Raw genomic sequence first — 26,435 nt, 5'->3', positions numbered from 1 at the left:
CGTAGCCGCAGGTCGCGGCTTCGCGGCGCCAAAAATACTTGAAGGGGGTTCGCATGTATTCCGTCGTCAATCTGCTCATCCTGCTGCCCGCGCAGATCGCCTCGCATTTTTCCTGGGCCGGCCCCCTGATCATGCGGCTCATCGTCGGTTACACCTTCATGCTGGCCGGCTGGGGCAAGCTCAATCATCTGGCGCAGGTCACCGAAAACTTTATCGGCTGGGGCATTCCGTTTCCCAACATCCTCACCCCCTTTGTGGCGGGTGTCGAATTCTTCGGCGGTGCGATGCTGATCCTCGGCCTGTTCGCGCGAATCCCGGCCGCGATGCTGGCGGTGGTCATGGTCGTCGCCATCCAGTCGGCGAAATGGGGCGATGTCGACTCGCTGGAGACGCTGCTCGGTTTTGAGGAAGCTGCCTACTTCGCCGGCTTCATGTGGCTTGCGATTGCCGGCCCGGGCGCGGCTTCACTGGATCGGCTGCTGCTGAATGCCAGCGGTCAGCCCAAAGCTTCAACCTGACACTCACAATCCCGTGACATCGGCCAATGCTTGAGCCCTGATCTCGCTGGCTGCGTAGCTGGAGAAAACGCCACGCTTCCGGGAGCTACCATGAAATTCGTCCGCATTGCCGCCTTCGCACTTGCCGCGCTAGCGGCATCGCCGTCGTTTGCTTCGGACGGGCCCAAATGGAGCGACTGGAGCGACGATCTGTTCGCGCGCGCGCAGGCCGAACAGCGTTTCGTCATTCTCGATCTCGAGGCGGTGTGGTGCCACTGGTGCCACGTCATGGAGAAGACGACCTATGCCAATCCCGAGGTCAGGGAATTGCTCGCCGCGAAATATCTTCCGGTGCGGGTCGATCAGGACGCCAACCCCGATCTGTCGAGCCGCTATGGCGACTGGGGCTGGCCGGCGACCATCGTGTTCGGCCCCGACGGCACCGAGATCGCCAAGATCAGGGGATATATCGAGCCCGAGCGGATGCAGGCGCTGCTCAAGGCGATCATCGACGATCCCTCGCCCGGACCGTCAGTCGGCGAAGCCTTTGAGGTGAAGCCATCGACCTCCGCCTTCCTCGACAAGGAACAGCGCGCTGCGCTGACGACGAATGTCGATGAATCCTATGAGGAAAAACTCGGCGGCTGGGGCGAGAACCAGAAATACATCGACGCCGACAGCATGGACCTTGCGATCACCCGCGCCGAGTCCGGCGACGCCATGGCGGCCAAGCGCGCCCAGCAGACGCTCGATGCCGCCATCGCGCTGATCGATCCGGTCTGGGGCGGCGTGTACCAGTATTCCGAAGCGGGCTCCTGGACGCAGGCGCATTTCGAAAAGATCATGTCGTTCCAGGCGCAATATCTCCGGCAATACAGCCAGGCCTATGCGCTGTGGAAGGATCCGAAATATCTTGCCGCCGCACGCAACATCGAACGCTATCTCGCCGAGTTTCTCAAGAGCCCGAACGGCGCGTTCTATGTCAGCCAGGATGCCGATCTCGATCACGACACCGATGGGCACACATACTACGCGCTATCGGACGGCGAGCGACGCAAGCTTGGCATGCCGCGCATCGACAAGAATCTGTATGCGCGCGAAAACGGCTGGGCGATCTCGGGGCTTTCGGCCTACTACAACGTCACCAACGATCCGAAGATGCTGGCGACCGCAGAACGCGCGGCGAAATGGGTGATCGACAACCGCGCGCTCCCCGATGGCGGCTTCCGTCATGGCGAGAAGGATCGCGGCGGGCCATTCATCGGCGACACGCTGGCGATGGGCCATGCCTTTCTCGATCTCTATGCCGCCACGGGAAATCGCGACTGGCTCACCAGAGCCGCCAAGGCCGGCGAATTCGTCGCGACCTTCCATGATGAGGCCGGCGGCTTCGTGACCTCGAAGACGGCGGAAGGCAAAACCGGTGTGCTCGCCAAGCCCACCAAGCTGATCGACGATCAGGTCGCGGTCGCCCGCTTCATGAACCTGCTCAACCGCTACTTCGGCAACGAGGCCTATCGCGAAGAGGCCACGCATGCGATGAGCTATCTCGCCAGCGCTTCGGCCGGGATGATGCGTCCCCTGCCCGGCGTTCTGCTCGCCGACGAAGAACTCGCGGTCGAGCCCACCCACGTGACAATCGTCGGACACAAGGACGACGCCCGCGCGAAAAACCTGCATGTGCTGGCTCGCGCGCTGCCGGCCCGCTACAAGCGACTGGAGTGGCTCGATCTGCGCGAGGGCAAGCTGCCCAACCCCGACGTCGAATATCCCGATCCCGGCGAACCGGCGGCGTTCGCCTGCAGCAACCGCATCTGCTCGTTTCCGTCCTTCAGCGCCGAGGAGTTGCGGGCCACGGTCACGCAGATGGCGAAGCTGAAGCCTGTGCGGGGGTAGCTGGATCGAATTTCGTTGTGCAACGCAAACGACCGCCGATGCTTGCGCTAATCCCTTGAAGCGCCGCGCTTTCTGCGCGGCGCGCGCTTGCGGAGATCACTGCTGCACGCAAATGAAATACTCTCAAGCCGCCGGGGTTAGACATGGACGGGATGTCCAACCTCAAAAAAGAAAATTTTCTTTTGAAACTCTGTAACCAAATCGCCCCATCCCCCGTAGCTGGTTTCGGATGAGCACTCAAATCACGGAGACCTGACGTCCTCCGGCAAGCCACCGCGATCTGATTGCCATCCGTCCCTCCCTGCGTCAGCGGGTCTGTGATCGAACGATCAACAGGTCTCATGGCGTCATTTTTTGTCTTCAAACAATCATCGAGGAGATCGTCATGAAGTTGAATTCGAAGTCCGGCGCGACGCTCGCCGCTGCCGCCGCCACCCTGTTCCTCGCCGGTTCGGTGGTGTCGACGGTATCGACGCCTGCGAACGCCGCCGCGGGCAAGTGCATGGCCGGCAATGCCTGCAAGGGCCAGAGCGCCTGCAAGGGCGCGGCCAACGCCTGCAAGGGCCAGAACGCCTGCAAGGGCCAAGGCTTCTCGGCGACCTCCGAGAAGGCTTGCGCCGCCTTGGGAGCCAAGTTCGTCAAGGGTTGATCGTTCTGATCAGGTGCAACGAGGGCCCAGCGCTTGCCGGGCCCTCGTTGTTTCGACCCTGCGGCTGAATTAAAATCGGCCTCGCGTGTAACTAAATCCAGACCCGCCACGTAGCTATCTCCGGGTGCAGTTTGTCGGCCGGAACTGTAGCGGCTTGCGGGCGATGCACCCTCACACTTCCTTTGGAGGATACAAATGAAGATGACCTCGAAATCCGGCGCCACCCTCGCTGCCGCTGCAGCCACCCTGTTCCTGGCCGGCGCCACCGTGTCGACCGTGGCCTATGCCGCCGGCGAAGGTAAGTGCGTCGGCGCCAATGCCTGCAAGGGCCAGAGCGCTTGCAAGGGTGCCAGCAATGCCTGCAAGGGCCAGAACGCCTGCAAGGGGCAGGGCTTCTCGGCCATGACCAAGGAAAAGTGCGACGCCGCCAAGGGCAAGTATATGCCGTCTTAAGTCGCGGTCCAATCGAGGCCCGGTGTAGGCCGGGCCTCGCATCCATGCTAGGTTGACGGTGCAGTTTGGGACACGCCGCCGTTTGCGGCGCCGTTCGAGCGGAGACGAGATGAACGTCGCAAGCAGATTGCCAGATACTTCGGCGGCTGCGCTTGCAGACCGCCCGGTGACATCGGCCAAGCCGCCGTTCCTCGGCTTCGGCCTCGGCTTGCGCCACCAGCACTACGACGAAATCCTGAGCGGCAATCCGCCGATCGACTGGTTCGAGGTGATCAGCGAAAACTATATGCTGCCCGGCGGCCAGCCGCTGCGCACGCTGGACCGGATATGCGAACGCTACCCCGTGGTCATGCATGGCGTGTCGATGTCGATCGCCTCAACCGCCCCGCCGAACTTCGAATATCTGCAGGCTCTGAAGGATCTTGCCCGGCGCGTCGAGCCGAAATGGGTATCGGACCATCTGTGCTGGACCGGCGTGCACGGCAAGAACCTGCATGACCTGCTGCCGATCCCCTACACCAGGGAAGCGCTCGATCACGTCGTCAGCCGTGTCCAACTGGTGCAGGATTTTCTCGGCCGCGCCATCGTGCTCGAGAACGTCTCGACCTACGTGCAGTTCAGCAATTCCGAGATGACGGAATGGGAATTCCTCTCCGAGTTGTCGCGCCGCTCCGGATGCTGGCTCCTGTTCGACGTCAACAATGTCTATGTCAGCGCCTTCAACCACGGCTACGATCCCATGACTTTCCTCAACGGCATTCCGGCGGATCGCGTGGTGCAGTTTCACATGGCCGGCCACAGCCACATGGGCACCCATATCATCGACACCCACGACCATCCGGTGTGCGAGGATGTCTGGGATCTCTATGCCGCGGCGTTGAAGCGTTTTGGCCGGGTCTCGACCATGATCGAGCGCGACGACAACATCCCGCCGCTCGACGAATTGCTGCTTGAGGTTGTCAGGACCCGTGAGATGGCCGAAAAAATCTTGCCGAGGTGCACGCAGGCGGAATGAGCGATTTTGCGCGACAGCAAGCCGAGTTTCAGCGCGGCATCCTTGATGGCGACGATACGGTGCTGGCTGAAATCCTCGACAGCCCGCGCGAGAAGCGCGAAACGCTATTCGGGGTCTATCGCCATGCCTACGGTTCGCGGCTGGTCGAGGCAATGCGCAACGACCACGAACTGCTGCACCTTTATCTCGGCGACGAAATGTTCGACGAGATGGGGTACGCTTATGTCAAGGCGCGCCCGTCCGCGCATCCGAACCTGCGTTGGTTCTCGCAAGGCCTGCCGGAGTTTTTGAAATCGGCGAAGCCTTACTCGGACCATCCCGTACTGTCGGATCTGGCCGCGCTGGAAAAGGCGCTCAACGACGCCTTCGACGCGGCGGAAAGCAAGGTGGTCGAACTGACCGACATGGCACGCTTTGCGCCCGAAACATGGTCGGGCCTGAGGTTTCAGCCGCATCCCAGTGTCTTCAGGCTCGATCTTGCAACCAATGCGGCTGCGATCTGGCTCGCGCTCAAGAACGACGAAACGCCGCCGGATGCGACCGCACTGGAGCAGCCGGCGCATCTTCTGGTCTGGCGTCAGGACGTCACGCCGATGTTCCGCGAGCTTTCGACGGAAGAGGCGATGATGTGGGATGAGGCCGCGAACGGCATTCCGTTCGGCGTGCTCTGCGAAATGCTCGCGACCTATGACGACCCCGACGGCGCGGCAGGCCGCGGCGCCGGCTATCTGCGCGGCTGGATCACGGCGGGACTTTTGACGGATGTTTCCGTCGGCTCATGAAGGGGAGCGCTCGGCGAATGGGAATAGACACCGATCGCCACTTCATCGAGCGCATGCACTGGGACGAAGTCGCGCGGCGCATCGGTAGTGGCGCGGTGGCGATATTGCCAATCGGCGCCGCCGCCAAGCAGCACGGCTTCCACCTCCCGCTCAACACCGACCGCATCCAGGCCGAATGGCTCGCGGCCAAGATGGCGGAAAAGATCGACGCGCTGATCTGGCCGACGCTGACGTACGGCCATTATCCCGCCTTCGTCGAATATGCCGGCAGCAGCAGCCTGTCGATTTCAACCTTCGAGGCGCTGGTGCGCGAGATTGCGGGGCAAATTCTCGCCGGCGGAATTCCAAAGCTGCTGGTGCTCAATACCGGGATCAGCACGTTAGCCCCGGTCGATCGCGCACTGGCGCGCCTCGACAGCGAGCGGATCAGGCATCTGTGGATCCATGAGGGTCCGCGCTATCCGCGCGTGGCGAGGCAATTGGCCGAACAGAGCCATGGCAGCCATGCGGATGAACTGGAAACGTCGCTGATGCTGGCGCTGGCACCGCATCTGGTCGATATGACGCGCGCCGAAGCCAGCCCCGCCCTGAACCAGGAGACGCCGGGCGCACTGACGCCGTCGGATCCGTATTCGCCAAACTACAGCCGCTCCGGCAGCTATGGCGATCCGACACGGGCGACGCCGGCCAAGGGCGAAGCCTTGCTCGCCGCCATGCTCGGCGATCTCCACGAACAGGCCGCCTCGTTCATTGCGCAACGCCCGGGCCACGACCGGTCGGTTGCGGTCCAGACCGTGCTGAGATGAAGGTCGCCAGCGCCTTTCGCTGGATCGTTGCCGCCGCCGTCATCACCGCGATGCTGGCAAGCGCCATTTCGTTCCGCGCCGATGCGCAATCGGAATATATGCGCGACCGGATGCCCTACGACGCTTTCGACCGGCTGCCCAAAACCGATATCGAAGTGCCCGGCGGCATCATCCATGCCGCGTTCGCCCCGGGCGACTTCATGCTGCCCAGGGAAAAACTGCTCGACTGGATCAGGATGTCGGCTCGGGCCGTGACGACCTATTACGGGCGATTTCCCGTCAACTCGCTCCGGCTGCTCTTGGTGCCCGTCGATGGAGGCCGCATTCGCGGCGGCACGACGTGGGGCTATCGCGGCGCCGCCATTCGCATTCCGCTCGGCCGCGATTCAAGCGAGGATGTGCTGCGCCGCGACTGGGTGATGGTGCACGAGATGGTGCATACCGCCCTGCCCGACATGCCCGACCGCTACGCGTGGCTCTCGGAAGGATTGGCGGTCTATGTCGAGCCGGTCGCGCGGGTGCAGGCCGGAGACCTCAGCGCGCGGGAAATCTGGCAGGCGATGATGCGCGACATGCCGAAGGGCCTGCCGCAGGCCGGCGACCAAGGCCTCGACAACACCGGCACCTGGGGGCGGAAATATTGGGGCGGCGCGATGTTCTGCCTGCTCGCCGATATCGAAATCCGCAAGGCCACCAATAATCGCCTCGGCCTGCAGGACGCGATGCGCGGCGTGCTCGCCGCCGGCGGCAATCACGAACAGGACTGGCCGATCGAGCGCATCCTTGCAACCGCCGACAAAGCCGTCGGCGTCGACGTGCTGACCCGGCTTCACAACGAGATGGGGCCGAAGCCGGTGACGCCCGATCTCGCGGCGCTGTGGCGCGACCTCGGATTGAGGCGGGTTGGCGAAGATCTCGAGTTCGACGACACCGCGCCACTCGCAGCAACCCGCAAGGCGATCACCGCGCCGCGCGCACGATAAGACGGATGGAGAATCGCGACATGATGATCCGGCAGCCAACGCCGCCGGACCATCCTGAGCGAAGCATCAGAACCGATAACTGGCGCCCACGCGCACGAAGTGCATCTCGTTGCGGAATTCAGCCCGGGTGCGGTCCCGGCTGGACAGCGTGGCGCTGCCGTAATCGGCATAGAGATATTCACCGCGCGCGACCAGATGCTTGGTGAAAGCATACTCGATGCCCACGCCTGCTATCAGCCCTGCCTTGACCTGCTCGTCCCAGATCGCCTGCTCCAGCGTGTCACACCCTCTCTGAACCGTATAGCGATATCCGTTGCTGATGCTGGCCACGCCGACACCGACCGCACCAAAGGCCAGCAGGCGGTCGAACGCGTAGCCGGCGCGCAGGCGAGCGGAGCCGAACGCGCCGAATCTCGATAGCAACGCACTGTCGCCAAAGACGAGTTCGTCCTGTGACGAAGTGGACTTGCCCCAATCGAATTCGGCGCCGATGAAAAAGCGGCTGGCGAATTGATAATTGTAGCCGCCGTAAACGCCGACGGCGAAGCCGCTCGCCTGTCCCTCCGCATGGCGGCACGCACCGTTTCGGCAGTAATCGGCGGCCCACGCCGCATACGCACCGCCGCCGTAAACGCCCGCATAGAATCCGGTCCAGTTGTAGTGAGGCGACGGCAGGTCCGGAATACGGATTTCGGCAGCCTTCGCCGTCGAACCTGCCAGTAAAAAGCCACACGCGGCAACGATCCCCCAGGAAATAAAACGCATTAACGCACCTCATCACGCACGACACACGCAACACATGTTGCGGGAACAAGCTGAAGAGGTCAGTTCGGGCGCGACAATGTTTAAGTCTGGCGGCGCCGTGTTGAAACGAGGCTATGTTTGGAACCAAACTGCGACGGCCGCCACAATGTACAATCTTTGATTGAATAACGTCGTCGCAAGCCTTCGTCCGCCACCGGCGGTTTCAATGCAGGCCTCGGAGCGCCTGGTTCGTGAACTCATAGATCGGGCGCTTGGATCAGCGTCCGCCTGATGTCCGCTTGCCAGAGGCGGACATTGACGCATCATTGCTGCGCCGCGTCGAACTATTTCGGGTGGGCAGTTGGTTTGCTGCGCGGCACGCTTTTAGATAGTTTTCGTTCAATCGTGCGATCCCTACTTGCATCATCTGAAGTACAGATGGACACCGCCCAGGAGCCCCTACGCCATGATTACCCCCGGACGTCATCGTCCGCTTGCCCAGGACGACTGGAATGAATCGGCTGTTCGGGTCACGATTGAAGAAATTGCGGCCGATGCGATCGCCCATTTCAATCCCGACATCTTCTGGCCGGCTCACCCGAGTGACGACGGGGTGGGAGATGGCGACCCCAGCTTCTACAAGGGCGCGGCAGGGGTCATTTGGGCACTAGATTACTTACATCGCATAGGGGCTACCCGCGTCGCGGGAGACTTTCGCTCTGTGCTGCCAAAGCTGATTGAACGGACAATCATTGACCACGAAGCCAGTTCGCCGACCGATTATGAGAAGCATGGCTCGCTGCTTCGCGGCGACATGGGTGCGGCACTTCTCGCAATGCGCCTTGAGCCAACATCGAGCCTCGCCGACCTGGTTTATGGGCGCGCCGAAGCAAATAATGGACTGCCAATCCGAGAACTCATGTGGGGTATGCCCGGATCGATGGTAGCCGCAATCCACATGGGCGAGATGACGGAGGAATCGCGATGGCGCGGCCTCTTCGAAGTGCAGGCAGCGCGGCTGTTGGCCGAACTGGAGGACACGCCGCAAGGTCCACTTTGGACGCAGGATCTTTACGGTGCCAAAGATCGCTTTCTCGGGCCCGTTCACGGCTTCGCCGGCAACGTTATCCCGTTATTGCTCGGATGGGATTGGTTGACGGCGGCGCAGCAAGCGCACGTAGCCGAATTTGTGCCGAAGGCGCTTGAAGCGAATGCGTGGCAGTACGAAGTTGGAACAACATGGGGCCCGAGAAGCAAGCGCGAGAAGCGGCTTTTCATATGTCAGCACTGTCACGGTGCGCCGGGAATGGTGACGACTTTTGCTGACGCGCCTTTCACTACGTCACAATTTGACGCGCTCCTGCTGGATGGCGGGCGCTTTGCCTGGGCCGCCGGACCGCTAACAAAGGGCTCGAACCTTTGCCACGGTACGGGTGGAAATGGCTACGCATTCCTCAAGCTGTACCGACGTACAAATGACCCCATTTGGCTCGACCGCGCGCGCCAGTTCGCCATGACTGCCATCGTCCAGTATCGCGGCGCTCAGATGGTTGCTGGCCGCGGTCGGTATTCGCTTTGGACCGGCGACATCGGTCTTGCAATCTACCTTTGGGATTGCATCACAGGGGATGCTCGGTTCCCGACTATCGATGTGTTCTGACTCTAGCGACCTGAGACCGCTTTGGGCCAGCGTGGTAACGACTCCAGGTCCTACCCCACAGGCATGATCTTGCCGGGATTGAAAATGTTCTGCGGATCGAGCGCCTGCTTCAGCGCGCGCATGGCGTCGATCGCCTCGGGGCCGAGCTCGGCCTTGAGGTATTTCTGCTTGCCCTGCCCGATGCCGTGCTCGCCGGTGCAGGTGCCGCCCATCGACTGCGCGCGTTCGACCAGGCGATGCATGAACTCCTCGCCGCGCGCCATTTCTTCCTTGTTGTCGACGTCGCAAACCAGCGAACAGTGGAAGTTGCCGTCGCCGACATGGCCGACGATCGGCGACAGCAGGTTCAGCCGTTTCAGGTCCTCCTCGGTCTCGGTAACGCAATCCGCAAGCCGTGAAATCGGCACGCAGACGTCGGTCGCCACCACGCCCGCGCCGGGCCGCAGCGCCTTGACCGACCAATAGGCGTCATGCCGCGCCTGCCAAAGTTTTGTGCGGTCCTCGGGCTTGGTCGTCCAGGTGAAATCCCCGCCGCCGCATTCCTTGGCGATTTCGCCGAAATTCCTGGACTGTTCGGCGACCTCGACCTCGCTGCCGTGGAATTCCAATAGCAGCAGCGGCGTCTCCGGCAGGGTCAGCTTGGAATAGGCGTTGCAGGCGCGCACCTGCTCGGCGTTGAGCAGCTCGATCCGCGCCAACGGAATGCCCGTCTGGATGGCCAGGATCGTGGCCTGGCAGGCGCCGCGCACCGTCTCGAACGAGCAGGCAGCGGCCGCGATCGTCTCGGGAATGCCGCGGAGCTTGATGGTGAGCTCAGAGATGATGCCAAGCGTACCCTCGGCGCCGACGAACAGATGCGTCAGGTCGTAGCCAGCCGCGGATTTCTTCGCCCGCGTGCCCGTCGTGATGATCTCGCCGTCGCCGCGCACCACTTTCAGCGCCAGCACGTTCTCGCGCATGGTGCCGTAGCGCACCGCATTGGTGCCGGACGCCCGCGTCGCGGTCATGCCGCCGAGCGAAGCATCGGCGCCCGGATCGATCGGAAAGAACAATCCCTGGTCGCGCAGGTGCTCGTTCAGCGCCTTGCGGGTGACGCCGGGCTGGATCACGCAGTCCAGATCCTCCGCATGAACTTCAAGAATCCGGTTCATGTCGCGCAGATCGATGCAGATGCCGCCGGCCGGCGCATTGACCTGGCCTTCCAGCGAGGTGCCGGTTCCGAAAGCGATCACGGGCACGCCGTGTTTAGCGCAGATCCGCACCACGTCCTGGATGTCGGCGGTTTCCTGCGCCATCACCACCGCGTCGGGCGGCTGGGTCGGCAGCCAGGTGGTGGTATGGGCATGCTGTTCGCGCACCGCCTGCGAGGTGATCAGCCGGTTGCCGAACCGCGCCGCCAGCGCCTCCACGGCGCTTGCCAAAGCCTGCGGTTCCGGCCGCTTCATACTACCCGATATCGTCGTCGCCACGCCAATTCCTCCCGAATTTGAGCGGACCGTGGCAAAGGATATAAATGGGGTCAAGATAGCGAAACGACAAAGGGATGGATGATGACGACCGCTGCCGCCGCCGGGGAAAAACTGAAAGATATACCGCTGCCGCCGGCCCCGTTTCTGTCCTCGGTGATGCAGATCGAGCCGCAATGGATCGACTATAACGGCCATCTCAACATGGCCTATTACAACGTGATGATGGATCGGGCCATCGACGAAATGTGGCTGCAGCTCGGGATCGGGCCGGCCTACATGAAGGAGCGTCACTGCTCGACCTTCACCGCCGAAGCTCACGTGCGCTACGTCAGAGAAATTCACCTCGGCGATCCCGTTCAGATTTCAGTTTATCTGTTGGGTGCCGACGAGAAGCGGTTGCACACGTTCGAGGAATTGCGCCACGCGACCGAAGGCTGGCTTTCCGCGACTTCGGAAAACATGACGCTGCATATGGACATGCAGCAGCGGAAGGTTGCGCCCTTCCCGCCCGACATTCGCGCGCGCATCCGGGCGGTGACGGATTCGCATGCCGCCGTGCCGCGGCCCGACGGGATCGGCCGCAAGGTCGCGATGCCTGAGAGATAGCGGCCCATTCAGACCGGCAGTCCGGCCTCCTGCAGCGCGCCGAGGACCAGATCGCACTGGCTTGGCGGCAGCGGCGGCATGCCGCGCTGGACTTCCGTTACCGTGAGATCGGGGTAGTGCTGGCGCAGCGCGCCAAGGCTGCGGCGGGCCTGGGGCGCCTGTCCGGCGAGCACATAGGCCGGGCACAGCGTTCGATGCACCCAGCTCGCCGAGGGATGTTCGACCAATGCGCGCTCCTGCCAAACCGCGCCTTCGGCGTATTGACCGGCGGTGAAAAGCGCACAGCCGATCCCGACCATGCTGTTGAAGGCCAGGGGATCGTGGGGCGCGAGATCAAGCGCGATCTTGAAGCGCTCGACCGCCGATTGCGGATCGCCCTTGTAGACATCGATCCACCCGCTGCGGCTCCAAGCCCAGGCGGATCCGCCGTCCATCGCAAGCGCCTTGCGCGTGACGAGATCGGCGACATCGAACTCATTGAGCAGCGACAGCGCGTTGCCGAGGATCGCCAGCACAGTCGCATCGCCGCGCAGCGCCCTTGCCTTATGCGCCAGTTCGAGACTTCGGGCGCGCTCTTGCAGCGGCGCATGGGTGAAGTGATAGACCACGCGCTGGACATGCGCCCAGGCCGCCAGCGCGATGGCAAGCGGATGGTTTGGGTCCTGATCCATCGCGCGATCGAGCAATTCCAGCGCGCGGGCATTGCCATTGGCGTCGAGCGAGAGAACGCCCGGCATCGCCCGTAGCGCCAGATCCTGGGCACCGAGGCAATTCGTCGGCTTGCGCAGCGCGCGATCGATTTCGGCCAGCCGCAAGCATGGCTGCAGCGCCGCCGCGATCCTGGCTGCGAGATGTTCCGTCGTTGACGTTTCGCCGCGCAGGACGCCATCGGCGCGATGCGCCCAGAGCTGGCAGCCGGTTTCGGTGTCGATCAGCCTGATCGTCAGGTGTGTCTGCGTACCCGATCCCCTGATGGCACCGCCCAAATGATAGGGCGCGGCCATCGAGCGCGCCGCGACCGCGATCCCGGCCCGGGTCAATGCGGTGACGAGATCATTGGCGATGTCAGCCGCGACGACCAGATTTTCCGTTGCCGCCTCGATCGGGCCCAACGCAACCGCCGGCCGGTCCCGCGCCGGCGAGAACAGCGAGGGCGTCGCACCGAGCGCGTCGGTGAGCACCTCCTGCCGCTTCAGCGTCTGCGACGGCGTTTCGCCATAGCGGCGGCGATACTCGATTGAAAACCGCCCGAAATGCGGAAAGCCGCAGCGCAGCGCCACGTCCATGATCTTGAGATCAGGCGTACCCTGCAACAGCTCGCGACGGGCGCGTTCGAGCCCGATCTCGCGAAGCGCGGCACGCGGGGTCTTGCCGACAAAGCTAAGGAACTGCCGCTGCAGGGTTCTGCCGGATACGCCGCCGATCGCGGCAAGCTCCGTCAGCCGCCAACTGCGGCCGACATTGCCACGCATGGCGTCCAGCGCGCGCCTGACGCCGCGCGGCAGCACCGATGTCGCCGGTAAAGCGGTCTGGCCAGCAATCATCCGCAACTCCGAAGGCCCTGGTGGTTGAGTCCTGGGAACAGCGGAAAGGTTCACGTTCCGGATAGCCATGTCGCGAACTGGATAGGCATCCGGCGGGCCCGAAGTCTAAGCCGGCAGCACGCTGAAATCGGCAAATTCACCCCCGCCCAAAGGAGTAGAACATGGCTACATCCGCCGCCGCTCAAACCCTGCAACCCGGCCAGATCGATCTTTCCGCCCTGAAAACCAAGCAACACGGCGCTTGGTCGTCCGGCGACTACGCCGTCGTCGGCACCACGCTGCAGATCGTCGGCGAAGAGCTGTGCGAGGCGCTCGACCTCCGGGCCGGCCAGAAGGTGCTCGACGTCGCCGCCGGTAACGGCAACGCGACGCTTGCCGCGGCGCGCCGCTGGTGCGACGTCGTTTCGACCGATTATGTGCCGAGCCTGCTCGACCGCGGCCGGTCGCGTGCCGCAGCCGAAGGCCTATCAGTCGAATTCAAGGAAGCGGACGCAGAAGCGCTGGACTTCGTCGACGCGACCTTCGACGCGGTGCTGTCTACCTTCGGCGTGATGTTCACGCCGGACCAGGACCGCGCGGCATCTGAACTTTTGCGGGTATGCAAGAGCGGCGGCAAGATCGGTCTCGCCAACTGGACGCCGGAGGGCTTCATCGGGCAATTGTTCAAGACGCTCGGCAAATACCTGCCGCCGCCGGCGGGCGCGAAATCGCCCGCGCTGTGGGGCACCCAGGCGCGCATCACCGAGATGTTCGGAACATCGGCCGCTTCTATCAAGGCCGAGAAGCGTCACTTCATGTTCCGCTATCGCTCGCCGCTGCATTTTCTCGACGTGTTCAGGAATTACTACGGCCCGACGCTGAAAGCCTTTGCCGCACTTGATGAAACCAACCAGCGCCGCCTCGCCGACGACATCCTGACGCTGATCGCGTCGATGAACCGCGCCGAGGACGGCACGATGGTGCTGCCGAGCGAGTACCTGGAAATCGTCATCGTCAAACGCTGACGGAATCGGGAGAGCCCCTGCGGCGACGGCCCGCCTTGGCCGTCGCCGTCAATTTTTGCGCAGCCGTGCCGGCTGGCTAGACGTTGCTTCGTCCGCGCACCAGTCCGACCACGGCCGAGATCAGGAACAGAATTACGGCGATAAAGAAGATCGCCTTGGCGATTTCGACCGAAGCGCCGGCGATACCGCCGAAGCCAAGAACACCCGCGATCAGCGCGATGATCAGGAACGTAACGACCCAACTCAGCATGTCACGACCTCTATTGCCCATTGCTCCTTCGATGGCGGCGGATTGAGGCGTCGCACATCGCCTGTGGGACCAATCCGGGCTGGGAACGATGGTTCCGGGCGGCAAAAGCGCGAAATTTGACGTTTCGGGCGGAACAAAATCGCCGCAAAGCCGCGAAATCAGGCCGGCAACCGCGACCGGATAAAACCTGTCAAAACGGCCGGACAGGCCCTATATCGCCCTTGATCCCTGCTATGAAGGCTCCCCTTTGCTGCCTCACGGTGCCATCGTGGGGCCAAGACGATTCGAGAAATGACCGAGCCGAGCAAACTGCCCCATCACGGCGTCCCCGAGCACCAGCCGGCGGCTGGCGGCATCGCCGCGCGTGCGCGGGCCGCCACCGGCCCGCAATATCTCAACGGGCTCAATCCGGAGCAGCGCGAGGCTGTCGAGACGCTGGATGGGCCGGTTCTGGTGCTGGCGGGCGCCGGCACCGGCAAGACCCGCGTGCTGACCACGCGCATCGCCCATATCCTGAGCCAGGGCCGCGCGCGGCCGCATGAAATCCTCTCGGTAACTTTCACCAACAAGGCCGCGCGCGAGATGAAGCTCCGCCTCGGCCAGATGCTCGGCCAGGCCGTCGAAGGCATGCCGTGGCTTGGCACCTTCCACTCGATCGGCGGGCGCATCCTGCGCATCCACGCCGAGCTGGTGCAGCTCAAATCCAATTTCACCGTGCTCGACGTCGACGATCAGGTCCGCCTGCTCAAGCAGCTCCTGCAGGCCGAGAACATCGACGACAAGCGCTGGCCGGCGCGCATGCTGGCGGGGCTGATCGACGGCTGGAAGAACCGCGGGCTGGCGCCCAGCCAGGTGCCGTCGGGGGAAGCCGCGATGTTCGGCAACGGCAAGGGCGGCAAGCTCTACGCCAGCTATCAGGAGCGGCTGAAAATCCTCAACGCCGCCGATTTCGGCGATCTGCTTCTCGAGAACATCCGGCTGTTTCGCGAAAACCCTGATGTGCTCAGGCAATACCAGAACCGCTTCAAGTTCATTCTGGTCGACGAATATCAGGACACCAACGTCGCGCAGTATCTGTGGCTGCGGCTCTTGTCGCAGGCACCGTCGCGCCCGGGCGCACCGCTGTCGGCGATCATCCCGGGGAACATCGCCCCCCACGTCATTCCGGGGCGCATCGAAGATGCGAACTCCGATGTGCAATCGCACATCGAAGAATCTGGAGATGATGAGGACTCACTTCGAGATTCCGGGTCTGCGCTTTCAGCGCATCCCGGAATGACGGAGACTGCGACTCCCACTGCCTCCTCACCCCCCAAAAACATCTGCTGCGTCGGCGACGACGACCAGTCGATCTATGGCTGGCGCGGCGCGGAGGTCGACAACATCCTGCGCTTCGAGCACGATTTTCCCGGCGCAAAAGTCATCCGCCTTGAACGCAATTACCGCTCCACCGGCCACATCCTTGCCGCCGCTTCGCATCTGATCGCGCACAACGAAGGCCGGCTCGGCAAGACGCTGCGCACCGAGGATGTCGACGGCGAGAAGGTCACCGTCACAGGCTCCCGGGATTCGGAAGAGGAAGCCCGCGCCATCGGCGAGGAGATCGAGGAGTTGCAGCGCGCCGGCGAAAACCTCAACGAGGTCGCGATACTGGTGAGGGCCTCGTTCCAGATGCGCGAGTTCGAAGATCGTTTTGTTACCCTCGGCCTGCCCTATCGCGTGATCGGCGGTCCGCGGTTCTACGAGCGCGCCGAAATCCGCGACGCGCTGGCGTATCTGCGCGTGATCAATTCGCCCGCCGACGATCTCGCCTTCGAGCGCATCGTCAATGTCCCAAAGCGCGGGCTTGGCGACGCCACCGTTCAGTTGCTGCATGATCACGCCCGCAAGCGGCGCATGCCGCTGTTCGAGGCGGCACGAGCGGTGGTCGAAACCGACGAATTGAAGCCGAAGGCGCGCGGCGCCCTGCGTGACCTCATTTTGCAATTCGACCGCTGGCGCGCCCAGCGCGAGGTCACCGCGCATACGGAATTGGCCGAAATCGTGCTCGACGAGAGCGGCTATACCGAAATGTGGCAGAAGGACCGCTCGGCCGATGCCGCCGGCCGGCTCGACAACTTGAAAGAACTGGTGCGCTCGATGGAGGAGTTCGAGAACCTGCAAGGATTCCTCGAGCATATCTCGCTGGTGATGGACCGCGACGGCGATGCCAGCGACGAGGCGGTGTCGTTGATGACGCTGCATTCGGCCAAGGGGCTCGAATTCGACAACGTGTTCCTGCCCGGCTGGGAGGAAGGCCTGTTTCCGAGCCAGCGCACGCTCGACGAACAAGGCCGTGCCGGCCTGGAGGAAGAGCGCCGCCTCGCCCATGTCGGGCTGACGCGCGCGCGCCGCCGCGCCAAACTCTATTTCGCCACCAACCGCCGCATCCACGGCACCTGGTCGACCACGATCCCGTCGCGCTTCCTCGACGAACTGCCGTCGGCCAATGTGGAGATCACCGAGTCGAAAGGCGGCTCCGGCTGGGGCGGCGCCGGCGGCTACGGCCCCTCGCGCTTCGACAATGTCGAATCCTTCGGCTCCAGCTACACGACGCCAGGCTGGCAGCGCGCGCAGGCCAATCGCAACCGCAGTCAGGGCGGCCGCAGCGGTCAGGCCCGCGGCGGGTTTGAGGAAAGCCACTCGTCATTTTCAGGCGGTTTCTCGCGCAACAAGCGCGGCCCGATCGTGATCGAAGGCGAGTTGGTCGCGAAATCCACCGGCACGGTTTCAGAATTCTCGCTCGACGATCGCGTCTTCCACCAGAAGTTCGGCTATGGCCACGTGGTGAAGATCGACGGCAACAAACTGACGATCGCATTTGAAAAGGCCGGCGAGAAGAAGGTGGTCGATAGTTTTGTGGAGCGGGTGTAGGGGCGATAATTTTTCCCCGCGCGATTGCATAAGTGGCAAAGCGTTCCTATCTCCCGGTTCCCACCCCTCTCCCGCCTCGACCCGGCCGACGCGCCGCTTTGTCGTTGGCTAGATCGCGTCTCAGACTGTCATGCTCGCGCAACCTCCCATCATATCCGTTTCCAATCTCTCAAAGACCTACGGCTCCGGTTTCAAGGCGCTGAACAAGATCAATCTGGACATCAAGCGCGGCGAGATCTTCGCGCTGCTCGGGCCGAACGGCGCGGGCAAGACCACGCTGATCAGCATCATCTGCGGCATTGCCAACCTAAGCGAGGGTCGCGTCACCGTCGGCGGGCATGACATCAATGGCGACTATCGCGCGGCGCGGTCGCTGATCGGCCTGGTGCCGCAGGAACTGCACACGGATTCGTTTGAAACCGTTTGGGCGACTGTCAGCTTTAGCCGCGGCCTGTTCGGCAAACCGAAGAACCCGGCGCATATCGAAAAGGTGCTGAAGGACCTGTCGCTGTGGGACAAGAAGGATTCCAAGATCATCACGCTCTCCGGCGGCATGAAGCGCCGCGTGATGATCGCAAAAGCGCTGTCGCACGAGCCGCAGATCCTGTTCCTGGACGAGCCGACCGCGGGCGTCGACGTCGAATTGCGCAAGGGCATGTGGGACGTCGTGCGCGGCTTGCAGGCCTCCGGCGTCACCATCATCCTGACCACGCATTACATCCAGGAAGCCGAGGAGATGGCCGACCGCATCGGCGTCATCAACAAGGGCGAGATCATCCTGGTCGAGGACAAGGCCGGGCTGATGCAGAAGCTCGGCAAGAAGCAATTGACGTTGCACCTGCAGCAGAAAGTTGACGCCATTCCGCCCGCCCTCGCGCCCTACAAACTTCACCTGTCCGAGGATGGCCGGCTGTTGACCTATGACTACGACACCAAGGGCGAGCGCACCGGGATTACCAGCCTGCTGAGCGACCTCCGCAATGCCGGCATCCATATCTCCGACCTCGATACCACTCAGTCTTCGCTGGAAGACATCTTCGTCAGCCTGGTGAGGGCGCCATGAATTACCGTGCGATCCGCGCCATCTATCTGTTCGAAATGGCGCGCACCTGGCGCACGCTGCTGCAGAGCATCGTCTCGCCCGTGGTTTCCACCTCGCTTTATTTCGTGGTGTTCGGCGCCGCGATCGGCTCGCGCATCACCGAGGTCGAGGGCGTCAGCTACGGCACTTTCATCGTGCCGGGCCTCGTCATGCTGTCGGTACTGACCCAGAGCATCGCCAACGCCTCGTTCGGAATTTATTTTCCGAAGTTCGTCGGCACCATCTACGAGATATTGTCGGCGCCAGTTTCCTATATCGAAATCGTGATCGGCTATGTCGGCGCGGCCGCGACCAAATCCATCATCCTCGGCTTGATCATCATGGCGACCGCCGCGCTGTTCGTGCCGCTGCACATCCAACATCCCCTGTGGATGCTCGCCTTCCTGGTGCTGACGGCGGTGACGTTTAGCCTGTTCGGCTTCATCATCGGCATCTGGGCCGACGGGTTCGAGAAGCTGCAGATGATCCCGATGCTGGTGGTGACGCCGCTGACCTTTCTCGGCGGCAGCTTCTACTCGGTCGACATGCTGCCGTCGGGCTGGCGCACCATCACGCTGCTCAATCCGGTCGTCTACCTTATCTCGGGCTTCCGCTGGAGCTTTTACGAGATCGCCGACGTCAGTGTGGCCTTGAGCCTCGGCATGACGCTCGCCTTCCTCGCCATCTGCATGGTGCTGGTGTGGTGGATCTTCAGGACCGGGTACCGGCTCAAGAATTGACACGCAACGTCATTCCGGGGCGGCTCGCAGAGCCGAACCGGGAATCTCGAGATTCCGGGTCTGGTCCTAACGGACCATCCCGGAATGACGGCCTGCAACTCTGTCGATGACAAGACGCGCAGCGCGCGGCCGCTCGCGAAAATGTCAGCACTTTGCCGCCGATTGCGCCGCCGTGACGCCTTGTTTGCGCCGCGGGACGCGTTAACGATTGCGGACGCAGGCCACTGGAACCAGTGCCGGTTTCCGGGCATATTGGATGCCGGGGACGGAGAGCCGGCGCTTCATCAGGGGCCTGGAGGCCAAAGGTAAAATGCGTTCCTTCCTCATTGCCGTCACCGCCCTGACGCTGTTCGCCTCGGGCACCGCCCACGCCAAGATCGCCATAACAGTCGACAAGGACAACCAGCAGATGACCGTCGCCGTCGACGGCGTCGAGCGGTACCGCTGGCCGGTGTCTTCGGGTCTTCCCTCCTATGAAACACCGAACGGCAGTTTCCGCGCTTTCCGGATGGAAGAGGATCATTACTCCAAGGAATTCGACGAGGCACCGATGCCGCACTCGATCTTTTTCACCAAGATCGGCCATGCCATCCACGGTACCGATTCAGTGAGCCGTCTCGGCAGCCCGGCCTCGCATGGCTGCGTACGGCTGTCGCGCGAGAATGCCGCGAAGCTGTGGGATCTGGTGAAGCAGGAAGGCGTTCTCAACACCACGGTGACATTGACCGGCTCATCCCAGGTGGCGCTGGCGCGCAATCCGCGTCGCGGCAATACGGCCGTCGCGCGCCGCGCCCCGCAGCCGCAATATGAACAGCAATACGACTCCGCAGCCGGCGACCCCGTCGTGATCACGCCGCAGCAGCGCGTCGCACCCGTGGCGCGGGCCGACGACGGCTATATCTATCCGGCCGATGGTTCTTCCAACGAAGCGCGATATCCCGCGCCCGGCCGCCGCGTCTACGACACCCAGGCCTATCAGCAGCAACAGCAATATTACGACAACCGCGGCTATGCGCCCGCGCCCCAAGGCTACTATCAGCCGCGGCCTTACTATCAGCAGCGCGGGCTGTTCAGCTATCAGGATTAGCCGGCGACTTCACTGCGGTCGCAGGATGTACGGCCGCAGCGATCTCTCAGCCGTCCGTCGCGCTCGCAAGCTGCCGGTCGCGTTGCGCGGTCAGCCGTGACTGTTGCCAAGCGTCGTGAGCAATCATCCCTGCGGCCATTGCGGCGACGAAGACGATGATTCCGGGCGACAACGTCGCCAGGCTTTCCAGCGCCGGCCCCGGGCACAACCCAACGAGGCCCCAGCCGATTCCAAACAGCCCGGCGCCTGCAACCAGCGGCAGATCGATTCCCGATTTGCCCGGCCGAAAATATTGCCCGGTAAACCACGGCCGCGCACGGCCGTCAGCCAGCATGAAGCCGGGTATCGACACAGCCAGCGCCGCGGCCATCACCACCGCGAGACTCGGATCCCACGCGCCGAAGATATCGAGGAAGCCGAGGACTTTGGTCGGCTGCACCATGCCCGAAATCAACAGGCCCGCGCCGAAGATCAGGCCGCAAATCAGAGGAGCAATGATCCACATGGCCTGACCTCACAGTACGTGACGGGTGATCGCGACGGTGATGACCGCCGTCACCATGAAGACGACCGTGGCGGCGATGGAGCGCGGCGACAGCCGCCCTATGCCGCAGATACCGTGACCGGAGGTGCAGCCGCCACCGAGACGCGTACCGAAGCCGACCAGCAGGCCCGCCACGACAATGACGGCCCAGCTCGATGGCAGCTTGGGTTGCGCCATTCCGTAACCGATCAGGCCGGCGAGGATGGGCGCCAGAATGAGCCCGGCGACGAAGGCGATACGCCAGCCCTTGTCCTCGCCGCGCAAATTCAACAGGCCGCTGAAGATGCCGCTGATCCCGGCGATCCGGCCGGTTGACAACATCAGCAGCACGGCGGAAAGCCCGATCAGGGCGCCGCCGATTGCGGCCGATACGGGAGTGAAATTGGCCATCGTCGCTCCATCGGTTCAGGGCAGACCATGAACATAGGCGCACCCTGCCCGGCTGCAACTCGCCTATTCCTCGCCTTTTCTAAGCCGCCGCCATACCGCGCCTGGCACATTGGAATAATCGTCGGTCCAGACCCGCTGGTTTTCTCTGGCTTCCGTCAGCGCCCATTGCTCCGACGATGCCAGCTTGCCGACGTCAGTCTCTTCCCTCGCCGAGACCACGACCGAGGTCGAGAAGATGTATTCACTGTCGCGCCCGGAATCCTCGCTGTAGACCCAGCTCTTCAAGTCGTTGGCATCGGCGATGCCGACGACCACGCTCGACAGCTCCAGATGCCGGTTGGAGACGTGCATCACGACCGCCCCCTGCGGCGCCAGCTTGGACTTGTAGATTTCCATCGCCTCTTCGGTCGCCAGGTGAACCGGGATCGCATCCGACGAATAGGCGTCGACGATGATCAGGTCATAGACGCCGTCGGGCTCGCGCGCGAAGGTGAGCCGCGCATCGCCGATCACGGGCTGCATGTTCGGTTCGCAGACCTGGATATAGGTAAAATATTTCGGGTCGCGCGCGGTATCGACCATCGTCTGGTCGATCTCGAAGAATTTCCATTCCTCGCCGGGCTCCGAGGCGCAGGCCAGCGTGCCGGAGCCGAGCCCGATCACGGCCACGCGCAGCGGCGCGCCCTTGCGTTCCCGGATCGCCGTGATCGCCTGGCCGATGCCGCCGTCCCTGTAGTAGTAGGTGATCGGCTCCGGCTGGCCGGTGACCGGCGTGCCGTCGTCGTTCTTGAATTTCTCGGCGCCGTGGATCGTGGTGCCGTGCATCAGCACGTGATACTGGCCGTTCGGCGTCACCACGATCTTGTGGACGCCGAAGAAGCTGCGCACCGTCTCGACCCGCCCGTCGTCGGAAGGATAGGCGCGCAGCAATACCAGCGCCACCACGACGGTCGCAAAGATCTTCCAGCGGTTGGCGTTGAGCGCCAGCGCCAGCAACGCCGCCAGCACTCCGACTGCGCCGATCACCCAGACGCGATGACCTTCGAACCAGTTGAACGTTTTGCCCGTCGACCAGGCCGGCGCTATCAACGCCACCGCCAGCACCGCAAGAAACGGCCAGTACCAGGCGCTCCAGCGCGGCAGCCGTTCGCCGCCGGTCGGCCGGCACAGCGCCGCGAGCGCCAGCAGGATCGGGTACTCCGCAACCCATGAGAAGGTGAACGGCGCGATCAGGCCGGCAAAGAGGCCGCCGACCATGCCGCCGAACGATAGCGCGACATAGAAGCCGGTGAGATATTTCGCCGCCGGGCGCGTGCGCGCCAGTTCGCCGTGGCAAGCCATCGCAATCACGAAAAAGCAGAACTGGTGCCCGCCGAGCGTCAGCAGCAGATTCTGTTCGCCGCCGAACGCGAGCAGCACCACGATGCCGGCGATCGCCAGCGGCTGCGCCAGCAACATCCATTTGTGTGGCAATAGCGGGCGCGACTGGAAGACGAGCACCCAGGTCAGGAGGTAGAGCGACAACGGCAGCACCCACAATAGCGGCGCTGCGGCGACGTCGGTGGAAATATGGGCCGTTACTGCGATCAGCAGCCCCGACGGCACGGCCGCGAGGAATATCCAGCGGGCGCGCAAAATCCATGACGGCGCCCGCACGTCGCTATCGTCGGGCGCCAAGTTCCGTTCCGCCGCCCTCACTGGCGAGCGCAGCAGCAACACCCCGCAGATGGCAATCAGAACGATCAAGAGGCCATAGCCGCCGGTCCAGATCAGGTTCTGCATGCGCAGGGTGAACATCGGCTCCAGCAGCACCGGATAGGACAACAGCGCCAGGAAACTGCCGACATTCGAGGAAGCGTAGAGGAAGTACGGGTCGGGACCGTTGGGGTGGCCGGTGCGGACGAACCAGGCCTGCAGCAGCGGGTTGTTGGCCGCGAGCGCGAAGAACGGCAGGCCGATCGAAACCGCAAACAAGCCGAGCAGCCAGAGCGCATAGCCTGAATTCGGCGGATCGCCCCACCCGCTCGCGATCGACAGCGGCATCGTCAGCATCGCAACTGCGAGCAGCGCAAGATGAACCGCCACGGGAATCGTGCGATTGCGCGCCTGCATCAAAAAATGCGCATAGGCATAGCCGCCGAGCAGCAGCGACTGGAAGAATACCATCGCCACCGACCAAACCGCCGGCGAGCCGCCGAGCCGCGGCAGCACCATCTTGGTGAACAGGGGTTGCACCGAAAACAACAACAACGCACTGACGAAGATCGCAGCGGTATAGACGGCCAGCACCAGCCGGTTTCGCGAGGCAGACGGCTCAGAAATCATGAAAGCTCCGGCTTGAACCCGGCGGGAGCCGGCGGCGAGCATTCCGGCAGGTTGTGCCAGAAGCGCAGATAGAGCATATGGCAACATGACGGGCAATGCGGGATGAGATGTCGTTCCGGGGGCGATGCAAGGCATCGAACCCCAATGTGCAATTGCACATTGTGGAACCTCGCGATTCCGGGTCTTGTCCTTCGGACAATCCCGGAATGACGGGTTCAAAATAATCAAACCTTCTTGAAGCGGACATGAGCGAAACCGAAATCGTCATCATCGGTGCGGGGCATAACGGCCTCACCTGCGCGGCCTATCTCGCGATGGCCGGCCTGCGCGTGAAAGTGGTCGAACGCCGCAAGACGGTCGGCGGCGCCGCGGTGACCGAGGAATTCCATCCCGGTTTCCGCAATTCGGTGGCCGCCTATACCGTCAGCCTGCTCAACCCGCAGATCATCGCCGACCTGAAACTCGCCGAACTCGGCCTGCGCATCGTCGAGCGCCGCGCGCAGAATTTTCTGCCCGCCCCCGACGGCAGCTATCTCCTGACCGGCGAGGGCCGCACCCGGCAATCGGTGGCAAAACTCAGCGAGCGCGATGCCGTCACGATTGAGGCCTTCTCGCGCGAACTGGAAGCCATCTCCGACGTGCTCCGGCAATTCGTGCTGCGCGCGCCGCCGAACATCGTCGAGGGTTTTGGGATCGGCGCGATCCGCGAGGCCTTCAACGCAGTCGGCACGGCCGGCATCCTGCGCAAGCTCTCGCTCGAACAGCAGCGCAGCCTGCTCGACCTGTTCACGCGCTCGGCCGGCGAAATGCTGGACGAGCGCTTCGAGAGCGACCTGGTGAAGGCGCTGTTCGGCTTCGACGCCATCGTCGGCAATTACGCCAGCCCCTACGCCGCCGGCTCCGCCTATGTGATGCTGCACCATGCGTTCGGCGAGGTGAACGGCAAGAAGGGTGTATGGGGCCACGCCATCGGCGGCATGGGCGCGATCACGCAAGCCATGGCGCGCGCGGCCCGCGGCTACGGCGCCGAGATCGAAACGAACGCCGGCGTGCGCGAGGTGATCGTCGAGGGCGGGCGCGCCGCAGGCGTCGTGCTCGACAATGGCGAGACCATCCGTGCCAAATACGTCGTCTCCGGCGTCAATCCGAAATTGCTGTATACGCGGCTCGTGCCGTCGGGGGCGCTGGCGCCGGAATTCCTCGAACGCATCGCGCGCTGGCGCAACGCGTCCGGCACGTTCCGGATGAATGTCGCGCTGAACGCGCTGCCTTCCTTCACCGCCCTGCCCGGCGCCGGCGATCACCTCACTGCCGGCATCATTCTCGCACCCAGCCTCGGTTACATGGATCGCGCCTGGCAGGACGCGCGCAGCCATGGCTGGAGCCGCGAGCCGGTGGTGGAAATACTGATCCCCTCGACGCTCGACGACTCTCTTGCGCCGGAGGGCCGGCATGTCGCGAGCCTGTTCTGCCAGCACGTCGCGCCGGAATTGCCGGATGGAAAGTCATGGGACGATCACCGCGAGGAGGTCGCCGACCTCATGATCGCGACGGTGGACAAGTTCGCGCCGGGCTTTGGGGCAAGCGTGATCGGCCGTCAGGTGCTGTCGCCGCTCGATCTCGAGCGCCAGTTCGGCCTGCTCGGCGGCGACATCTTTCATGGGGCGCTAACGCTCAATCAATTGTTCTCGGCACGGCCGATGCTGGGCCATGCCGATTATCGCGGGCCGCTGAAGGGCCTCTACCATTGCGGCTCGGGCGCGCATCCTGGCGGCGGCGTCACCGGCGCCCCCGGCCACAACGCCGCGAAGGTGATCCTGGGCGATCACCGCGCCCTGTTCGGATAGGCAGAACGCAGTGGACAATATGGGGTAAAGCCGGTGGGCAACGACGGGAGAAGCCTGTGGATTACCTGTTGATAACCCGCGGCACGGCTGTGGAAGACATCGGTATGCTTCCGTCGATAACGGGTTGGCAACTTCCCCGCTCGGCTGTGGATAGGCGGTGGAAGCATGCAACTGTTCCGAGTGGCCCGACATGAAATTTGCTCAAATTTGAACGAAACGCCCACTCCCAATCGCTCCCCACTTTCTCCTAGGTTCTTCAATGACTTCTCTCGCCCCCACACATCGCGTTCATTTTGCCGTCGGCGACGAGCACACAGCCAAGGGCGTCGTCGACGCCCTGACCGAAGTTTTCTTTGAGGGCCAGGCCGCAATCGCCGCGTTCGAACGGCCGGATGGCCGATGGGACGTCACGGTACATTTTGGCGAGCCGCCTGATCAGCTGCTGGTCCGCGAACTCGTGGCCAATGCGGCCGGCGCGGAAATCGCAGCCGGCATCGCCTTCGATACGGTCGAGGCCAAGGATTGGGTCAAGGCCAGCCTCGAAGACCTTGTTCCCGTGCCGGCCGGACGCTTTGTGGTCCACGGCCAGCATGACCGCGATAGGATCTCGCCCAACAAGCTCGGCATCGAGATCGAGGCGGCGCTGGCCTTCGGCACCGGCCATCACGGCACCACGCGCGGCTGCCTTCTGTTGTTCGATCATGTCCTGAAAGCCTGGCGCCCGCGCCGCGTGCTCGATCTTGGCACCGGCACCGGCGTGCTGGCGATTGCGGCGGCGAAAGCGCTGCACGACAAGATACTGGCCAGCGATATCGATCCGCCCTCGGTGCAGGTCGCGCGCGACAATGCGCGGCTGAACGTATCGGGACATCTGGTGCGGGCGGTCCGCGCCACCGGCTTCTCGGCGCCGCAATTTGCGCAAGCCGCGCCGTTCGATCTGGTGCTGGCGAATATTCTGGCCAATCCGCTGCGGCAATTGGCAGGGCCGATGGCGCGGCATCTGGCGCCCGGCGCGCTGGTCATTCTCTCAGGGCTGCTGACGCATCAAGCGCCCGCCGTCATCGCCGCCTATCGCGCCCGTGGGCTGGTTCCCGTGCGGCATCTGCGCATCGAAGGCTGGAGCAGCCTCCTGCTGCGCAAGGTGAACTGA

Annotated in this window: 24 protein-coding genes; 17 read left to right on the top strand and 7 right to left on the bottom strand. The window is 63.3% G+C overall.

Annotated features, from left to right (window positions below; translation table 11 throughout):
• Positions 1 to 53: 53 nt before the first annotated feature.
• The 8 genes from V1290_RS28540 to V1290_RS28505 all read left to right on the top strand — a co-directional run bounded on the left by V1290_RS28540 (position 54) and on the right by V1290_RS28505 (position 7,081).
• The gene (locus V1290_RS28540; protein WP_334367463.1) at positions 54 to 518 is read left to right on the top strand and encodes a DoxX family protein; all 465 of its coding nucleotides are present in this window, start codon (positions 54 to 56) and stop codon (positions 516 to 518) included.
• 90 nt (positions 519 to 608) lie between these two features.
• Positions 609 to 2,393 carry a thioredoxin domain-containing protein gene (locus tag V1290_RS28535; protein ID WP_334367462.1) on the top strand — a complete coding sequence of 595 codons (1,785 nt, stop codon included), beginning with the start codon at positions 609 to 611 and terminating at the stop codon, positions 2,391 to 2,393.
• A gap of 385 nt (positions 2,394 to 2,778) precedes the next feature.
• A complete protein-coding gene (bufA2, locus tag V1290_RS28530) occupies positions 2,779 to 3,042 on the top strand; it encodes a BufA2 family periplasmic bufferin-type metallophore (RefSeq protein WP_334367460.1) in 264 nt (87 codons plus the stop codon).
• Positions 3,043 to 3,237: 195 nt separating this feature from the next.
• Positions 3,238 to 3,495 (top strand): BufA2 family periplasmic bufferin-type metallophore, encoded by a 258-nt coding sequence (gene bufA2, locus V1290_RS28525; protein WP_057846977.1) that lies wholly within the window; start codon positions 3,238 to 3,240, stop codon positions 3,493 to 3,495.
• A 109-nt stretch (positions 3,496 to 3,604) separates the two neighbouring features.
• Entirely contained in the window at positions 3,605 to 4,510 is a 906-nt protein-coding gene (gene bufB, locus V1290_RS28520) for an MNIO family bufferin maturase (RefSeq protein WP_334367459.1), read from the top strand.
• Positions 4,507 to 5,292 carry a DNA-binding domain-containing protein gene (locus V1290_RS28515; protein WP_334367458.1) on the top strand — a complete coding sequence of 262 codons (786 nt, stop codon included), beginning with the start codon at positions 4,507 to 4,509 and terminating at the stop codon, positions 5,290 to 5,292. The genes bufB and V1290_RS28515 overlap by 4 nt, the downstream gene beginning before the upstream one ends.
• Positions 5,293 to 5,309: 17 nt before the next feature.
• Complete coding sequence (locus tag V1290_RS28510; protein ID WP_334367457.1) at positions 5,310 to 6,098, top strand: creatininase family protein; 789 nt, start codon at positions 5,310 to 5,312, stop codon at positions 6,096 to 6,098.
• The gene (locus tag V1290_RS28505) at positions 6,095 to 7,081 is read left to right on the top strand and encodes a hypothetical protein (protein WP_334367456.1); all 987 of its coding nucleotides are present in this window, start codon (positions 6,095 to 6,097) and stop codon (positions 7,079 to 7,081) included. Before V1290_RS28510 ends, V1290_RS28505 begins: the two co-directional genes overlap by 4 nt.
• 66 nt (positions 7,082 to 7,147) lie before the next feature.
• On the opposite strand, the gene V1290_RS28500 is transcribed toward V1290_RS28505, so the two are convergent.
• Positions 7,148 to 7,846, bottom strand: a complete 699-nt coding sequence (locus tag V1290_RS28500) for an outer membrane protein (protein ID WP_334367455.1) — start codon at positions 7,844 to 7,846, stop codon at positions 7,148 to 7,150.
• A gap of 445 nt (positions 7,847 to 8,291) precedes the next feature.
• Between V1290_RS28500 and V1290_RS28495 the strand changes: the two genes are divergently transcribed.
• Positions 8,292 to 9,485 (top strand): lanthionine synthetase C family protein, encoded by a 1,194-nt coding sequence (locus V1290_RS28495; protein ID WP_334367454.1) that lies wholly within the window; start codon positions 8,292 to 8,294, stop codon positions 9,483 to 9,485.
• Between the two features lie 50 nt (positions 9,486 to 9,535).
• On the opposite strand, the gene V1290_RS28490 is transcribed toward V1290_RS28495, so the two are convergent.
• On the bottom strand, positions 9,536 to 10,930 hold the full coding sequence (locus V1290_RS28490) for an FAD-binding oxidoreductase (protein ID WP_442895079.1): 1,395 nt from the start codon (positions 10,928 to 10,930) through the stop codon (positions 9,536 to 9,538).
• Positions 10,931 to 11,035: 105 nt separating this feature from the next.
• Here V1290_RS28490 and V1290_RS28485 point away from each other — a divergent pair, with 105 nt between their 5' ends.
• Positions 11,036 to 11,560: a thioesterase family protein gene (locus V1290_RS28485; protein ID WP_334367451.1), complete on the top strand. Its 525-nt coding sequence runs from the start codon at positions 11,036 to 11,038 to the stop codon at positions 11,558 to 11,560.
• 8 nt (positions 11,561 to 11,568) lie between these two features.
• On the opposite strand, the gene V1290_RS28480 is transcribed toward V1290_RS28485, so the two are convergent.
• Positions 11,569 to 13,104, bottom strand: coding sequence for a helix-turn-helix domain-containing protein (locus tag V1290_RS28480; protein ID WP_334367450.1), 1,536 nt, complete (start codon positions 13,102 to 13,104; stop codon positions 11,569 to 11,571).
• A 161-nt stretch (positions 13,105 to 13,265) separates the two neighbouring features.
• Here V1290_RS28480 and V1290_RS28475 point away from each other — a divergent pair, with 161 nt between their 5' ends.
• A complete protein-coding gene (locus V1290_RS28475) occupies positions 13,266 to 14,108 on the top strand; it encodes a class I SAM-dependent methyltransferase (RefSeq protein WP_334367449.1) in 843 nt (280 codons plus the stop codon).
• Positions 14,109 to 14,184: 76 nt separating this feature from the next.
• Here the strand turns inward: V1290_RS28475 and V1290_RS28470 are convergent, their stop codons facing one another.
• A complete protein-coding gene (locus V1290_RS28470; protein WP_028350352.1) occupies positions 14,185 to 14,358 on the bottom strand; it encodes a DUF1328 domain-containing protein in 174 nt (57 codons plus the stop codon).
• Positions 14,359 to 14,649: 291 nt separating this feature from the next.
• On the opposite strand from V1290_RS28470, the gene V1290_RS28465 reads away from it, so the two are divergent.
• From V1290_RS28465 to V1290_RS28450, 4 genes are all read left to right on the top strand, one after another.
• Complete coding sequence (locus V1290_RS28465; protein ID WP_334367448.1) at positions 14,650 to 17,271, top strand: ATP-dependent helicase; 2,622 nt, start codon at positions 14,650 to 14,652, stop codon at positions 17,269 to 17,271.
• A 130-nt stretch (positions 17,272 to 17,401) separates the two neighbouring features.
• A complete protein-coding gene (locus tag V1290_RS28460; protein ID WP_334367447.1) occupies positions 17,402 to 18,334 on the top strand; it encodes an ABC transporter ATP-binding protein in 933 nt (310 codons plus the stop codon).
• Complete coding sequence (locus V1290_RS28455) at positions 18,331 to 19,092, top strand: ABC transporter permease (protein ID WP_334367446.1); 762 nt, start codon at positions 18,331 to 18,333, stop codon at positions 19,090 to 19,092. The genes V1290_RS28460 and V1290_RS28455 overlap by 4 nt, the downstream gene beginning before the upstream one ends.
• Positions 19,093 to 19,402: 310 nt before the next feature.
• A complete protein-coding gene (locus tag V1290_RS28450) occupies positions 19,403 to 20,179 on the top strand; it encodes a L,D-transpeptidase (RefSeq protein WP_334367445.1) in 777 nt (258 codons plus the stop codon).
• 46 nt (positions 20,180 to 20,225) lie between these two features.
• Here the strand turns inward: V1290_RS28450 and V1290_RS28445 are convergent, their stop codons facing one another.
• The 3 genes from V1290_RS28445 to V1290_RS28435 form a co-directional block, all read right to left on the bottom strand.
• On the bottom strand, positions 20,226 to 20,684 hold the full coding sequence (locus V1290_RS28445) for a DUF6691 family protein (protein ID WP_334367444.1): 459 nt from the start codon (positions 20,682 to 20,684) through the stop codon (positions 20,226 to 20,228).
• 9 nt (positions 20,685 to 20,693) lie between these two features.
• Entirely contained in the window at positions 20,694 to 21,113 is a 420-nt protein-coding gene (locus V1290_RS28440; RefSeq protein WP_334367443.1) for a YeeE/YedE family protein, read from the bottom strand.
• A gap of 63 nt (positions 21,114 to 21,176) precedes the next feature.
• Positions 21,177 to 23,438 carry a fused MFS/spermidine synthase gene (locus V1290_RS28435; protein ID WP_334367442.1) on the bottom strand — a complete coding sequence of 754 codons (2,262 nt, stop codon included), beginning with the start codon at positions 23,436 to 23,438 and terminating at the stop codon, positions 21,177 to 21,179.
• 245 nt (positions 23,439 to 23,683) lie between these two features.
• Between V1290_RS28435 and V1290_RS28430 the strand changes: the two genes are divergently transcribed.
• Positions 23,684 to 25,285, top strand: a complete 1,602-nt coding sequence (locus V1290_RS28430; RefSeq protein WP_334367441.1) for a phytoene desaturase family protein — start codon at positions 23,684 to 23,686, stop codon at positions 25,283 to 25,285.
• Positions 25,286 to 25,544: 259 nt separating this feature from the next.
• Positions 25,545 to 26,435: a 50S ribosomal protein L11 methyltransferase gene (locus V1290_RS28425; protein ID WP_334367440.1), complete on the top strand. Its 891-nt coding sequence runs from the start codon at positions 25,545 to 25,547 to the stop codon at positions 26,433 to 26,435.

Origin of the sequence: Bradyrhizobium sp. AZCC 1578 (assembly GCF_036924675.1) — a bacterium.
GTDB lineage: Bacteria > Pseudomonadota > Alphaproteobacteria > Rhizobiales > Xanthobacteraceae > Bradyrhizobium.
The sequence above is the reverse complement of the archived record's forward strand: the minus strand, read 5'-3'. Positions and strand labels throughout refer to the sequence as shown.

Coding starts and splice junctions, on each gene's coding strand:
- V1290_RS28515 (WP_334367458.1), top strand. CDS start 4,507: ATGAGCGATTTTGCGCGACAGCAAGCCGAGTTTCAGCGCGGCATCCTT.
- V1290_RS28540 (WP_334367463.1), top strand. CDS start 54: ATGTATTCCGTCGTCAATCTGCTCATCCTGCTGCCCGCGCAGATCGCC.
- V1290_RS28500 (WP_334367455.1), bottom strand. CDS start 7,846: ATGCGTTTTATTTCCTGGGGGATCGTTGCCGCGTGTGGCTTTTTACTG.
- V1290_RS28455 (WP_334367446.1), top strand. CDS start 18,331: ATGAATTACCGTGCGATCCGCGCCATCTATCTGTTCGAAATGGCGCGC.
- V1290_RS28490 (WP_442895079.1), bottom strand. CDS start 10,930: ATGAAGCGGCCGGAACCGCAGGCTTTGGCAAGCGCCGTGGAGGCGCTG.
- V1290_RS28450 (WP_334367445.1), top strand. CDS start 19,403: ATGCGTTCCTTCCTCATTGCCGTCACCGCCCTGACGCTGTTCGCCTCG.
- V1290_RS28460 (WP_334367447.1), top strand. CDS start 17,402: ATGCTCGCGCAACCTCCCATCATATCCGTTTCCAATCTCTCAAAGACC.
- V1290_RS28435 (WP_334367442.1), bottom strand. CDS start 23,438: ATGATTTCTGAGCCGTCTGCCTCGCGAAACCGGCTGGTGCTGGCCGTC.
- V1290_RS28470 (WP_028350352.1), bottom strand. CDS start 14,358: ATGCTGAGTTGGGTCGTTACGTTCCTGATCATCGCGCTGATCGCGGGT.
- bufB (WP_334367459.1), top strand. CDS start 3,605: ATGAACGTCGCAAGCAGATTGCCAGATACTTCGGCGGCTGCGCTTGCA.
- V1290_RS28495 (WP_334367454.1), top strand. CDS start 8,292: ATGATTACCCCCGGACGTCATCGTCCGCTTGCCCAGGACGACTGGAAT.
- V1290_RS28440 (WP_334367443.1), bottom strand. CDS start 21,113: ATGGCCAATTTCACTCCCGTATCGGCCGCAATCGGCGGCGCCCTGATC.
- V1290_RS28510 (WP_334367457.1), top strand. CDS start 5,310: ATGGGAATAGACACCGATCGCCACTTCATCGAGCGCATGCACTGGGAC.
- bufA2 (WP_334367460.1), top strand. CDS start 2,779: ATGAAGTTGAATTCGAAGTCCGGCGCGACGCTCGCCGCTGCCGCCGCC.
- V1290_RS28505 (WP_334367456.1), top strand. CDS start 6,095: ATGAAGGTCGCCAGCGCCTTTCGCTGGATCGTTGCCGCCGCCGTCATC.
- V1290_RS28465 (WP_334367448.1), top strand. CDS start 14,650: ATGACCGAGCCGAGCAAACTGCCCCATCACGGCGTCCCCGAGCACCAG.
- bufA2 (WP_057846977.1), top strand. CDS start 3,238: ATGAAGATGACCTCGAAATCCGGCGCCACCCTCGCTGCCGCTGCAGCC.
- V1290_RS28445 (WP_334367444.1), bottom strand. CDS start 20,684: ATGTGGATCATTGCTCCTCTGATTTGCGGCCTGATCTTCGGCGCGGGC.
- V1290_RS28430 (WP_334367441.1), top strand. CDS start 23,684: ATGAGCGAAACCGAAATCGTCATCATCGGTGCGGGGCATAACGGCCTC.
- V1290_RS28475 (WP_334367449.1), top strand. CDS start 13,266: ATGGCTACATCCGCCGCCGCTCAAACCCTGCAACCCGGCCAGATCGAT.
- V1290_RS28535 (WP_334367462.1), top strand. CDS start 609: ATGAAATTCGTCCGCATTGCCGCCTTCGCACTTGCCGCGCTAGCGGCA.
- V1290_RS28485 (WP_334367451.1), top strand. CDS start 11,036: ATGACGACCGCTGCCGCCGCCGGGGAAAAACTGAAAGATATACCGCTG.
- V1290_RS28480 (WP_334367450.1), bottom strand. CDS start 13,104: ATGATTGCTGGCCAGACCGCTTTACCGGCGACATCGGTGCTGCCGCGC.
- V1290_RS28425 (WP_334367440.1), top strand. CDS start 25,545: ATGACTTCTCTCGCCCCCACACATCGCGTTCATTTTGCCGTCGGCGAC.